Source organism: Cupriavidus sp. C2SS-8b, from assembly GCF_057073745.1.
This window is the reverse complement of sequence record NZ_CP172717.1, coordinates 2177684-2189623: the sequence shown is the minus strand read 5'-3', so window position 1 is coordinate 2189623 and position 11940 is coordinate 2177684. Positions and strand designations below refer to the sequence as shown.

The window sequence follows — 11940 nt, the reverse complement described above, 5'->3', positions numbered from 1 at the left end:
GTCAGTCCAGCGTAATGCGATTGTCTTTGGCGATGCGCTGGTAGAACTTGATGCGCTGCTCCGTTTCCCTGGTATAGGCTTCCGGCGTAATGTCTTCCGGCACGATCATGCCCTTCGCGATCCAGGTCGGGCGAGTTGAAGGATCCGCGAGAATCTTGCGAACCGCCAGGTAGAGTTGCTGGACAATCGCATGCGGTGTGCCGGCCGGGGCGGCAAGGCCGTTCCATGACGTCTCGTTCAGGTCAGGCAGCTTGAGTTCGGCAAAGGTCGGCACATCCGGCAGTTGCGGCACGCGCGCGGGCGCCGCCACGGCCAACGCACGCAGCTTGCCCTGGAGGATGTGGTCGAGGTTCGAGGACAGGTTATTCCAGGTCAACTGCACCTGTCCGCCCAGCAGGTCCGTCAGCGCCGCGCCGGCGCCGCGATAGGGCACATGCGTCATGGGAATGCCAGCCTGGTTCTTGAGAAGTTCCATGCTGACGTGCGACACCGACCCCGCCCCGGCACTGGCATAGTTCAGCGCGGTGGGATGGGCCCGTGCGTACTTGACCAGGTCGGCAAAGTTGCGGATCGGCAGCGATGCATTGCACAGCAGCACGTTTGACAGCCGGCTGATCAGCGTGATATTCGAGAAGCCCTTCACTGCGTCATAAGGCAGTCTGGGGTTCATCGCGGGATTCACGACATGCGTGCTCTGCGAGGTGACAATGAGCGTGTAGCCGTCCGGCTGTGCTTTCGATACATAGGTCGAGCCGATGGCGCCGCCGGCGCCGGGCCGGTTGTCGACCACGACAGGTTGGCCAAGTGCCTTGCCCAACCTCTCGGCGATCAGGCGACCGGACACGTCGACCGAACCTCCGGGCGTGAATGGCACAACCAGGGAGATCGGGCGGCTAGGATACTTGTCACCAGCGAAGGCGGGCAGCTCCAGGCCGGCCAGGCTACCGAGGGCGGTTGCTTTGAGAAAGGTGCGACGATTGATGGTCATTGCCGGCGTGCGAGTTAGGGTGTGTCACGAAGGTTAAGCAGTCGCCAGCCGGCAGGCAAACGACAAAACGGTCGATAACGATAACAAAATGTAATCAAGGGTATGAAGATTCGCTCTCCCTCGCTGGTGGAACTGCATGCCTTTCTGGCGGTGAGCCGCCTGCGCAGCTTCCGGCTGGCGGCCGAGGAACTGTGCGTGACCCAGGCTGCCGTCAGCAGAGCCGTACAACGCCTGGAGCAGCACCTGGGCGATTGCCAGTTGTTCGAACGGTCGTCGCAGGGCGTGGCACTGACCGAACAAGGCCGCCAGTTGCGCAAATTGACCGAGCGCCATGTCCTGGCACTGGAAGTGGCAGCGACTCGGCTGCAGGGGCCGCGCGCTGACGGGAAACTACGGCTCAGCGTGATTCCTACGCTAGGTACACAATGGCTTCTTCCGCGCCTCGCGCGCTTCAGGGCGGCGCATCCGGACGTGGATGTCGAGATGCGCCAGTTTCGTCATGACGAGGACTTCAGCCGCGACGACGTCGACATCTGGATTGAAGTGAAGCGACCCAAGCGGCGTTGGCCGGCCAGGATGCAAGTGCAATACCTGCTCGGCCGCGAGATCGTTCCCGTGTGCGCGCCATCGCTACTGCCGCGCTTGAAACGACCGGGTGATTTGCTGAAGGAGGTGCTGCTGCACCATACGAACTTTCCGGAGAACTGGGCGTTGTGGGCCAAGGCGGCGGGACTCAGGGCCACGCCCAAGCTGGGCCCTGGCTACGACCTGAGCATCAACCTGATCTTTGCGGCCAAGGCGGGATTGGGAATCGCGCTGACGCAGCCTTGCCTGGTCGAGCGCGAACTGCAAGCCGGCGAGCTGGTGAAGCCTTTCGAGTTGCCCGTGGATACCGGGCGCGGCTATTTCACCTGCGTGGACGCGCAGCGGCCCCGTAGCGCCGCGCAGGACGCGTTTCTGGATTGGGTCCAGGCCGAGGCGCATTGAATCGAGTTGGCTGAGCCGTACCGGCTCAACGGCCCGCGAGCGAATGCGTCGCCATGCACGCATGGCCAGTAAAAGCATTCTGCGATTGACCTCCCGCATCAATCTTTCACAATCGCGAACTTGAGTGTGAACGGCAGGGTTCCCTAGACTGGTCGGGCTCCTGATACATCAGGGGCCGGGTGTGAGAACCCGGTTCACATTACGGCGACTGATGGCGCAAGCGGTCAGTCATCCTCCCGATGCACGCAACTGCTTTACGGCGGGCCGGGCGGGGCCAGCTTCGTGCTGGGCCGGTTTCCGTAATGTCCGGTTTTCTCACCCCCGCCGTCAGGCCTGCCACCTCATATGACAAAGAGTGGTGGTCCTTTGCTCATACCTTACTGAGGTCAGCAATGCCCGATTCCATCCACGACCGGATCGACAGTGCGTATCAATCTGCCATCGATTCCGATTCCTTCATCCCCCCGCCGCTCGACGACCCAATCTCGTACTTCAGTCCCGAAACCCTGCGCGCAGCTCGGACGGATTCATTGTCCATTCCCCGACAACTGTTATTGCTCACCCTGCTGGATCAGGCCCACTCAGTCGCATGTGGCGCAGTGAGTGTCCTGGCTCTGCTTACTCAGAGCGACTGCAATGCCCAGGATGACGGGATCGTGGCGCTGCGTCCAACCACGGCCGATGCACTGAGAGGCCTGTGCCAGGCCGCGCTGGCTCGTAAGCGTCTCGCCGTCCCACCTTGCCGGTTGGGAGCGGTTGTGAGAGAGCAGACGCGCTCAGCGTGCGGGACGCCAGTTGTGGGGAAGCAGCTCGTCGATGCGGCTGTTCAGATGGGTGGGCAGGCGGGTCAGCACATCGGTGATGTAGGCCCATGGATCGTGCCCTTGCAGCCTGGCTGATTGCACCAGGCTCATCACGACCGCGGCGCGCTGACCGGCCAGTTCGCTGCCAGCGAACAACCACGAGCGCCTTCCTAGGGCCCAGGGGCGGATCAGATTTTCTAGGCTGTTGTTGTCCACACTGACCTCTCCATCGAGGAGGTGGTGCGTCAGCGTCGGCCAGTTCTTGAGGCTGTAGTCGAGCGCCTTGGCTGTGATGCTGCCGTCAGGCACACGTGACCGCTCCAGTTGCAGCCAGGCATGCAGTTGCTCCCACAGCGGCTTGGCGTCGCTGTGCCTCCTGGCCTGACGTTGCTCGCTGCTCAGCGTGGCGAGCTCGCGCTCAAGACGGTAGATCTGCGCGATGCGACGCAGCGCCTCTGGGGCGACCGTGCTGTTGCCCTGGTTCCGCAGCAGTTCGTCGTACCGACGTCGGGCATGAGCAAGACATCCCGCCGCTACGCGACCGGGGCTGGCTTGCAACACGCTGTCATAGGCAGCGTATTCGTCGCGCACCAAGGTACCTTGCCAACATCGCTCGTTGCGGTCTTCGCTGGCACCTCCCAGGAAGGCAATCGGGTACTGCGCGCCTCGGCCAATACAGAAGTCGTAGATCACGCCAGGCAGTGGATCGAAGGCGCCGCGCGAGTAGGCCCAGACGTACGCTCGCTTGGTCTTGCCGGCTCCCGGGTCAAGCAATGCCACCGGCGTCTCGTCGGCGTGCAGCACCCTTGCTGCAAGTACGAAGCGCTTGTGCGCTTCATAGAGCGGTTCGAGCGCCGCACCAGCACGTCCGGACCAGGCAGCCAGTGTTGAGCGCGGCGTGTGTACGCCCGAACGGGCGTTGATCGTCTCCTGCCGGTAGTAAGGCAGATGGTCGACGAAGCGGCTGATCAGCGTGTGCGCCACCAGCCCGGCTGCAGGCAGCCCACCGTCGATGATCTGGGGTTCGACGGGTTCCTGTACCAGGCGTTGGCAGCAGCGGCAGGCCCACTTGCCATAGATGTGGCGGTGCACGAAGAACTCCGCCGGCACGATATCCAGCTTCTCGCTGACGTCCTCACCCACGCGTACCATGGTCCGTCCACAGCCCGGTGTTGGGCAGTGAGTATCCTCGGGTTCGTGGTGATGCTCGACTCGGCGCAGGTGGGCCGGCAGTGGCTGGCGACGGGGCTTGCGCGTGGACCTGGTGTTGTCTTCAACAGAGGGCTCGCCCTTGGCCTGCTGTAACTGCGCTTGCAGACTGGCCTCGTCCTCGGCCAAGGACTCCTCGAACAGCCGGCGCTGCTCAGCGCTCATCGCCTCGGTCTTGGCCCCGAACTTCCAGGCCTTGAGTCGCGCCAGCTCGAAGGTGATCTTCTCGATCTTGACGTCCTTGAGCTTGATCTCGCGTTCCTGCTGCTGAATGTGTGCGAGCATCTGCTGCGCCAATGCCAGCACGTCCTCGGGCGCGAGGTCCTGAAGGCCTTGGTCTTGTAGTTGGCGCAGGTTCAGCATGGAACCATCGTGCCAGCCACCGGGCACTACCACCATCCGGATTTATGCTGTCAACGCGCCGTGATCATCCTCATATCCGCGTAATGGCGCGCAGGTCCTCCAGGCGCTGCCAAGGTAGGCCGAGGACCAGGGCGTCGAACTGCGCCTGCGTCAGTTGTGCGCCGGTGGCGCCGGCCTGTACCGCAGGCCAGACAAATCGTCCCTGGTTGAGGCGGCGAGCGGCGCACCACACGCCAAAGCCGTCATGTATCAATAGCTTGACGCGGGTGTGGCGGGCGTTCGCAAACAGGTAGGCGTGATGAGACTGGGCTGCGCCGAAGACCTGTACCACGCGCGCCAGCAGCCGCTCGGTGCCGGCACGCATGTCGATGGGCTCGACGGCCAACCACAGCGCGTCGATGCGGATCATCGCAGCCAGTCCCGAAGCAGTTGGGCACATTGCTGTGCCGCTGACAGAGGCCAGTGCACAACCAGCGTGCCGCCTGGGCGCTGGATCTCGATGCGGATGGCGTCGGGAGCTGCCGGAGCTGGCGTCTCGCATGGGACCGCCTCGGCCGGCTGCATGGTTGGTGTCAAAGGCTGAACATGCAGTGGAATAAACGCACGGCTCTCGCGCTGCGTTGCCCGCATCTGGCGTTCACGTTCCTCTCTGACCCATCTGTGCACCATGTTCGGGTGCAGCCCATGGCTGAGCGCCACGCCGGCCACCGATGCCCCAGGCTGGCGAGCTTGCTCCAGTACCGTCGCCTTGAACTCGGCGCCGTACTCTCTGCGGCGCGGCCGCTCGATAGTTGTCGACACTCGATCCATCGTCCCCACGATCCTCCATCGTGGGGACGATGCAGGATCCCGTGGATCGATTCAAGGCGGAAGAACTGGACGCTTACGCTGGCTCTGCTGGCAGACCGAGTCAGTGAAGTTGGCGATGCGATCGAAGCCGCAGCGGCGGCATAGTCGGATGTGGGGCAGGGGATACTTTATCCCTGCTCCATCAGGAATTTCTTTAACCCCAGATAAATCGCCCGTCGCTCCTCGGGTTCCAACGGACAAATCACATCCGCGGCGAAGGTTTGCCACCGTCTCTGATTGACCCATCTCGGCCGTACGATCAAAGAAAGCCTATGGCTCATTCGGTCGCTAAAGCGGACATCGATTGGAGCGACGGAGCTTTATCGCAGCGCCAATCGCGGTCGAGATCCAGTCTGGCTATCTAACCTCGTTTGTCCCTAAGTAACATCTGCCAGGAGACCCGAAACTATGCGGCCGACGTCACGATGGCTGGCAACCCGCCAATCCATCGCTGTCACTAGCTATCGGATTTTTCGCGCACCGCGTTGCGCAGGTGCAAGCGCATGAAATCCGCCGCCGCTTCCTGTTGGCCGGCCAGCAGCATGTCGATCAGCGTCAGATGCTCGCGACAGCGGCGTTCGGCCTGGTCGCGGTCCACGGCCTTGCGATACTCCATCAGTCGGCGCAAACGGTCCAGCCTGCGCAAGCCTTCGAGAATGAAGGCATTGCCTGAGCAGGCTGCGATCGTCTCATGCAGGCGGCTGTTGGCGTCGAACAATGCTGCTGCCGTTGCTGTGTGGACTCCGCCGTTGGCCAGCGCTTCCTGTTCGGCACGGCAGCGCAATAGCGCGTCCCGGTCGAGCACGAAGGAGGGCTCCAGAATGCCGGCGGCTTCGATGAGCAAGCGGTACCGGTAGCCCTGCTTGTACGTTTCCGCCGAAGTCAGCACCGGCAAAAACATCCATCCGTGGCCGGGCAATCGTTCGACCCAACCCTCCTGCGTCATGCGGCGCAGGATCGCGCCCAACTGAGCGCGGGTGATGCCATACCTGCGCATGAATTCGTTCTCGGTGAAACGGGCGGGCAGTTCGCCATTGAGCCGTTCCTCCGCAATCCTGAAATAAATCGCCTCGCTATCGTCGCCTTGTGCGGCATCAGGCTCATTGCCGTTGGCTGCAACGGCGGGGCCCCCTTCGGCTACGGCATACCCGCCCTCTGGGTGGGCGACGACCACAGACTGTGTCGCGAGACGGCGCAACGCCTCGCGTACCGGCGACCGCGATACCCGGAACTGCTCTGCCAGCGTGCGCTCCGGCAGGCGGGTGCCTGGCGCCATGCCGGCGGCGGAAATGTACTGGTGAATATTTGCCGCGAGGACGGCGGCGAGTTGGCGGGCCATGGGAAACGTTCCAAACCGGTTGGCAAATGCTATCACATCATTGGTAGGTCGTTTGGCGTCCCAAAGTGCCAATGCGCAGCCTTGATCAGGCAACGTCTTTGACACCTCACACTACACGGGCTTCTAAAGCCAGCGTCGGGTAAACCATAATGAAATCCTGCAAAGCCTTGTGCCGCAATGGTTGCCGGGCGCATGGATGCCGTTTGGTTCTTTGTTTGTTCAAAAAACCCTTTACATGGTTCTTTGAAATTATAAAATGCCATCCATTGCGTCACCGAGCGGCGGCGCGGCCGAAAACAACAGGAGACAACAGTGCATCGCAGACAAGTGCTTCAGGCTGGCCTTGCGGCCATTGGCGGACTTACCCTCTTTGAAGCCAAGGCAGCCGATACAACTGGTGTGATCAAACAAGGAATCCCCGTGAACCCGGATCTCGTTCGCCACGTCAGCGTCCCGGCTTTCAAGCCGCCCGCTGGAGGCTGTGATTGCCATGTCCACGTTTTCGATGGCGCGCGCTTTCCGTTCGCCGCCAAGCGTTCGTACACGCCCGGCCCGGCACGCGTGGAGGATTTGATCGCGTTCGAGCAGCACATCGGCATCGATCGCATCGTGCTGGTGCAGCCGAGCGTCTACGGTTTTGACAATGCTGCATTGCTCGATGCACTGGGTCGGCTCGGCGAGCGGGCGCGCGGTGTAGCCGTGATCGATCTGGAGGCGACCACACCCGCAGCGCTGCAGGCCATGCATGCCCGGGGAGTGCGTGGTATCCGCCTGAACCTGGAAGTCAGCGGCCAACGCAACCACGACTTTGCCCTGACTCAACTGAAGCGCGCGGAGCAGTTGGTTGGCCCTTTGGGTTGGGCGGTGCAGGTCTATGCGGATGTCGACGTGATTGCCGAACTGGCGGCGGATATCGCCGCGCTCAAGGTGCCGGTGGTGCTCGACCACTTTGCTGGCATCAAGACCCACAAGAAGGACGAGCAGAAGGCAGCGTTCGCAAATGTGGTCGAACTGGTGAAGCACGGCAATGCCTACGTCAAGCTGTCGGCCCCGTATCGTGCATCGCGTAGCGCGCCAGACTTCGACGATGTCACCGAATTTGCACGGGCCTTGATCGAGGCGCGTTCGGACCGGCTGGTGTGGGCGTCGGACTGGCCGCATACCGGAAGTTCGGGCAACCGTACCGGCAACCTCGACCAGATCGAGCCTTTCCGCAAGGAGGATGCCGGGCGCGCACTGAACCAGCTTGCTGGCTGGGCAAACACACCCGTGCTGCTGCAAAGCATTCTCGTCGACAACCCGGCCCGGCTTTATGGCTTTGGCCATGCAGCGGCCTGACCCCGCATCCACGATTCAGCAATCCTCCCCCGGAGTTTCATCATGACGATCAAGACACCATCGGGCGCCGTGCTGCTCAAGCCCGACCAACTGCCCAACTATGACCGTGGCGGTGGCGCCAGCACGACCCCGTTGGTCGGCAAGTCCATTGGCTCGGACAGCTTCATTACCGGCTACACGTCGTTTGCCGCCGGCGTCGAGATCCCGTTCCACAGCCATAACTGCCAGGAAAGCGTGGTGCTGGTGGAAGGCGAGGCGATGCTCGATATCGACGGGCTCGAATACCGGCTCAAGCCGCTGGACACGACGTTCATTCCACCCAACGTGCCGCACCGCTTCCGCAACTTGTCGAAGACGGCGCCGATGAAGATTTTGTGGATCTACGCCACGATCGACGCCACACGCACATTGGTCGACAGCGGCGAAACGCGCCCCGTATCGGCGGAGCACCAGACCCCCAAGGCTTAACTGAGAGTTTCCATCATGCGTATTCTTGTTCTCCCGGGCGACGGCATTGGCCCCGAAATCGTTGCTGCCTCGATCGACGTCCTGAAGCAGGCCGATCAGGCCTTTGATCTGGGCTTGCAGTTCGACTATGAAGATGTGGGCTTCACCAGCCTCGAAAAGTACGGCACCACACTGCGCCAGGAGGTGCTCGACAAAGCTATCTCGTACGACGGCGTCATCTTGGGCACCCAATCCCACGCGGACTATCCGACACCGGACAAGGGCGGCCGCAACATCTCGGCGGCATTCCGCTGCGACCTGGACCTGTACGCCAACGTGCGTCCGTCGCGTTCGCGCGATTTCCTGGGCAAGGGCGCGAAAGACATGGACCTCGTCATCATGCGTGAGGCGACCGAGGGCTTTTATCCCGACCGCAATATGTATGAAGGCTGGGGCGAGATGATGCCGTCGAAGGACATGGCGATCTCGGTCCGCAAGATCACGGCCCATTGCTCGGAGCGCATCGCACGCCGTTCGTTCGAACTGGCGATGAAGCGCAAGAAGCATGTGACGGCGATCCACAAGGCCAACAGCTTCCACATGACCGACGGCCTCTTTCTGCGGGAAGTCCGCAAGGTGGCCGCGGAATTCCCCGAGGTGAAGTTCGACGACCTGCTGGTCGACGCATCGACGGCCTACCTGGTACGTGACCCGTCGCGCTTCGACGTGATCGTGGCCACGAATTTCTATGGCGATATCCTCTCGGACCTGGCCAGCGAACTGTCGGGCAGCCTTGGCCTCGGCGGCTCCGTCATGGCGGGCGATTCGCTGTGCTGTGCGCAGGCCCAGCATGGTTCTGCGCCGGATATCCAAGGCCAGGACAAGGCCAATCCGACGTCGATGATCCTGTCGGTGGCCATGCTCGTGCAGTGGCTCGGCGAACACCGTGACAAGCCGAATTTCGTGGCCGCTGCGCAAGCGATCGATGCCGCGGTGGACAAGGTGCTGGCGAATCCCGCCACGCGCACGGCGGACCTGGGTGGCACGATGGGCTGCGCCGCGTTCGGCAAGGCCGTTGCCGAAAGCATCGCCAAGGGCTGATTCCAGCCTGGAGAGAGGCGCGGTGCCGCAAGACCGCCGCCGCGCCTGCCTACACCAAGAAGAACATCCGGAGACAGCATGCAAGCATTCAAGTCTTTGCTGGCGGTGACGCTCGCCAGTGTGTCGTTCCTCGGCAGTGCCAGCGCCAACAGCAACTACCCGACGAAGCCGGTCAGCATCATCGTGCCGTTCGCACCGGGGGGCGGCAGCGACAACGTATCGCGCTATATCGCCGCGCGCCTGTCCGAAAAGACGAAGGCGCAGTTCATCATCGACAACCGTCCCGGTGCCGGCACCAATATTGGCAATGAGGCGGCAGCCCGCGCGACGCCGGATGGCCAGACATTGCTCTTCGGCCAGGTGGCGCTGTCGATCAATCCCTTCGTCTACAAGAAGCTGCGCTACGACGCGGAAAAGGACTTCGTGCCAGTGGTGCAAATCGCAACGTCTCCGACGGTGCTGGTCGTGACCAGGGATTTTCCGGAGAAGGACCTCAAGGGTGTGATCCGATACATCAAGGCCAATCCCGGCAAGGTTAATTTTGCATCGGGTGGCAAGGGCACGTCCGTGCATCTGGCCGGTGAGCTGTTCCGCAGCATGATCAACGCCGAGATGATCCACGTGCCCTACAAAGGCAGCGGCCCGGCCGTTACTGACCTGATCGGCGGACAGGTACAGATGATGTTCGATACCGCGGCATCCGCGCTGCCCCAGCTCAAAGGCGGCAAGCTGCGTGCCATTGCCGTCACGGGCGCGCATCGCTTGCCCGAGCTGCCCGAGGTGCCAACTTTTGCCGAGGCCGGCCTGAATGGCTTCGACGCGCCGGCCTGGTACGGCTTGCTTGCGCCGGCCGGTACGCCGAAGCAGGCGATCCAGTTCCTTAATACGCAGGTCAATGAAATCCTCAGGGAGTCCGCGACAAAGCAGCGTCTGGCGCAGCTTGGCGCGGAACCCGCGGGTGGTTCTCCCGATGATCTTGCCCGCTTCATGCGCGCCGAATCGGCCAGATGGTCGGCCGTCGTGAAAACTGCGAACGTCACGGCCGACTAGCCGATTCCTCAACCCTCTGCCGCGCCGGAGCGATTGCCCCGAGGCGCTGCACCATGGCGGACATGCAGGCCGCCAGGGGCAGGTCTTTGTCTTGAACAGAAGGATCGTTATGTATTCCCACCCAATGCCGATCGATGTCGGCGCGTCGCCCGAAGCCGCAAAGCAGGAAGTGCGGCGCAGAGCGATGAACAAGAACGCGTGGCGTTTGCTGCCGCTGCTGACGCTGGCTTTCATCTTCAACTACATCGACCGCACGAGCGTGGGATTTGCGGCGTTGACGATGAACCAGGACATCGGTCTCACGCCGGCGCAGTTCGGGTGGGGCGCCGGCATCTTGTTCGCAAGCTATTGCTTGTGCGAGATTCCTAGCAATCTTGCACTCTACAAGTACGGTGCACGCCGCTGGCTGGCGCGCATCATGATCACGTGGGGCATCGCGGCCACCGCCACGGCGCTGGTGCAGGGCCCCACGAGCTTCTATGTCCTGCGCCTGCTACTGGGCGTGGCGGAAGCGGGATTCTTTCCCGGCGTGACGTTCTTCCTGGCTTGCTGGTTCCCTGCGCAGTACCGCGTACGGGTGCTGGCGTTCTTCATGCTGGGCGTGCCGCTGTCGTCGGTGATTGGCGGTCCCATGTCGGGCCTTCTTCTGCAGCTTGAAGGTCTGCTCGGCATGCACGGCTGGCAGTGGATGTTCATTGTGCAGGGGCTGCCTGCAGTGTTCATCGGCATCGCCGTGCTGATGGTGCTACGTGACCATCCGAAGGATGCACATTGGCTGACCGAGGAAGAGCGCAGCGAACTGCTGCAGATGCTCGATGAAGAGCCGCGTCAGAAGCCCAAGAAGGCGCTGTTCGGCGCCTTGAAGGATGGCCGCGTCCTGCTGCTGGCGGCCATCCAGTTCGGCTTCGTGCTGGGTTCGTATGGCATCGGCATCTGGCTGCCGTTGATCCTGAAAGGCCGTGGCTACAGCACGATGGCCGTGGGATTGCTCTCGACCATCCCGTACATCGCGGCGGTGGTTGGCATGCTGATCTGGGCGCGCATCGTGGACCGCAGCGGCAAGACGATCCTGAATCTGGCCCTGGCTTGCGTGCTCGGCGCCATCGGGCTGGCTTTGTCCACGGTCGTTGAGTCCTTTGCGTGGGAACTGGCCGGGCTCAGCATCGCAGTCGTGGCCGTCAGCTCGGCTCGGGCGATCTTCTGGACGATTCCGACCCGCTTCCTGACCGGCGTGGCAGCGGCCGGCGGCCTGGCGTTCATTAACTCGATCGGCACGCTGGGCGGATTCGCCGGCCCCTATCTGATGGGATACCTGAAGGAGTCGACCGGCCAGTTCTCCCCGGGCATCTGGGCGATGGCGGCCATCCTGATGGTTTCGGCGTCGCTGACCGCATCGCTCACCTTGCTCGTGCGCAAGGACTAGACACCTACCCAATATCGTTCATTGACTGGTCTTCCGAAGGATA

General features: G+C 62.4%; 11 protein-coding genes. 6 read left to right on the top strand and 5 right to left on the bottom strand.

The features are described 5' to 3' along the window. Position 1 precedes the first annotated feature (1 nt). On the bottom strand, positions 2-988 hold the full coding sequence (locus ACIGJB_RS26895; RefSeq protein ID WP_483733015.1) for a Bug family tripartite tricarboxylate transporter substrate binding protein: 987 nt from the start codon (positions 986-988) through the stop codon (positions 2-4). A 102-nt stretch (positions 989-1090) separates the two neighbouring features. On the opposite strand from ACIGJB_RS26895, the gene ACIGJB_RS26890 reads away from it, so the two are divergent. Beyond that, complete coding sequence (locus ACIGJB_RS26890) at positions 1091-1975, top strand: LysR substrate-binding domain-containing protein (protein ID WP_483733014.1); 885 nt, start codon at positions 1091-1093, stop codon at positions 1973-1975. 776 nt (positions 1976-2751) lie between these two features. On the opposite strand, the gene tnpC is transcribed toward ACIGJB_RS26890, so the two are convergent. The 4 genes from tnpC to ACIGJB_RS26870 form a co-directional block, all read right to left on the bottom strand. Further along, on the bottom strand, positions 2752-4350 hold the full coding sequence (tnpC, locus tag ACIGJB_RS26885) for an IS66 family transposase (protein ID WP_483733013.1): 1599 nt from the start codon (positions 4348-4350) through the stop codon (positions 2752-2754). Between the two features lie 70 nt (positions 4351-4420). Continuing rightward, entirely contained in the window at positions 4421-4759 is a 339-nt protein-coding gene (gene tnpB, locus ACIGJB_RS26880; RefSeq protein WP_058698242.1) for an IS66 family insertion sequence element accessory protein TnpB, read from the bottom strand. Continuing rightward, the gene (gene tnpA / locus ACIGJB_RS26875) at positions 4756-5160 is read right to left on the bottom strand and encodes an IS66-like element accessory protein TnpA (protein ID WP_483733012.1); all 405 of its coding nucleotides are present in this window, start codon (positions 5158-5160) and stop codon (positions 4756-4758) included. Before tnpA ends, tnpB begins: the two co-directional genes overlap by 4 nt. 496 nt (positions 5161-5656) lie before the next feature. Beyond that, complete coding sequence (locus ACIGJB_RS26870; RefSeq protein ID WP_483733011.1) at positions 5657-6538, bottom strand: GntR family transcriptional regulator; 882 nt, start codon at positions 6536-6538, stop codon at positions 5657-5659. A 420-nt stretch (positions 6539-6958) separates the two neighbouring features. On the opposite strand from ACIGJB_RS26870, the gene ACIGJB_RS26865 reads away from it, so the two are divergent. The 5 genes from ACIGJB_RS26865 (at position 6959) to ACIGJB_RS26845 (ending at position 11897) form a co-directional block, all read left to right on the top strand. Beyond that, positions 6959-7876, top strand: a complete 918-nt coding sequence (locus ACIGJB_RS26865; protein WP_483733010.1) for an amidohydrolase family protein — start codon at positions 6959-6961, stop codon at positions 7874-7876. A 42-nt stretch (positions 7877-7918) separates the two neighbouring features. Continuing rightward, positions 7919-8344, top strand: coding sequence for a cupin domain-containing protein (locus ACIGJB_RS26860; RefSeq protein WP_483733009.1), 426 nt, complete (start codon positions 7919-7921; stop codon positions 8342-8344). 15 nt (positions 8345-8359) lie between these two features. Further along, entirely contained in the window at positions 8360-9424 is a 1065-nt protein-coding gene (locus ACIGJB_RS26855; protein WP_483733008.1) for an isocitrate/isopropylmalate dehydrogenase family protein, read from the top strand. A 78-nt stretch (positions 9425-9502) separates the two neighbouring features. Further along, on the top strand, positions 9503-10474 hold the full coding sequence (locus tag ACIGJB_RS26850) for a Bug family tripartite tricarboxylate transporter substrate binding protein (protein WP_483733007.1): 972 nt from the start codon (positions 9503-9505) through the stop codon (positions 10472-10474). 109 nt (positions 10475-10583) lie between these two features. Next, a complete protein-coding gene (locus ACIGJB_RS26845; RefSeq protein WP_483733006.1) occupies positions 10584-11897 on the top strand; it encodes an MFS transporter in 1314 nt (437 codons plus the stop codon). Positions 11898-11940 lie beyond the last annotated feature (43 nt).

What these genes read in the sequence shown, in the direction of transcription:
- tnpA (WP_483733012.1), bottom strand. Translation starts at nt 5,160, where the DNA reads ATGGATCGAGTGTCGACAACTATCGAGCGGCCGCGCCGCAGAGAGTAC.
- ACIGJB_RS26890 (WP_483733014.1), top strand. Translation starts at nt 1,091, where the DNA reads ATGAAGATTCGCTCTCCCTCGCTGGTGGAACTGCATGCCTTTCTGGCG.
- ACIGJB_RS26860 (WP_483733009.1), top strand. Translation starts at nt 7,919, where the DNA reads ATGACGATCAAGACACCATCGGGCGCCGTGCTGCTCAAGCCCGACCAA.
- ACIGJB_RS26850 (WP_483733007.1), top strand. Translation starts at nt 9,503, where the DNA reads ATGCAAGCATTCAAGTCTTTGCTGGCGGTGACGCTCGCCAGTGTGTCG.
- tnpC (WP_483733013.1), bottom strand. Translation starts at nt 4,350, where the DNA reads ATGCTGAACCTGCGCCAACTACAAGACCAAGGCCTTCAGGACCTCGCG.
- ACIGJB_RS26855 (WP_483733008.1), top strand. Translation starts at nt 8,360, where the DNA reads ATGCGTATTCTTGTTCTCCCGGGCGACGGCATTGGCCCCGAAATCGTT.
- ACIGJB_RS26895 (WP_483733015.1), bottom strand. Translation starts at nt 988, where the DNA reads ATGACCATCAATCGTCGCACCTTTCTCAAAGCAACCGCCCTCGGTAGC.
- ACIGJB_RS26870 (WP_483733011.1), bottom strand. Translation starts at nt 6,538, where the DNA reads ATGGCCCGCCAACTCGCCGCCGTCCTCGCGGCAAATATTCACCAGTAC.
- tnpB (WP_058698242.1), bottom strand. Translation starts at nt 4,759, where the DNA reads ATGATCCGCATCGACGCGCTGTGGTTGGCCGTCGAGCCCATCGACATG.
- ACIGJB_RS26845 (WP_483733006.1), top strand. Translation starts at nt 10,584, where the DNA reads ATGTATTCCCACCCAATGCCGATCGATGTCGGCGCGTCGCCCGAAGCC.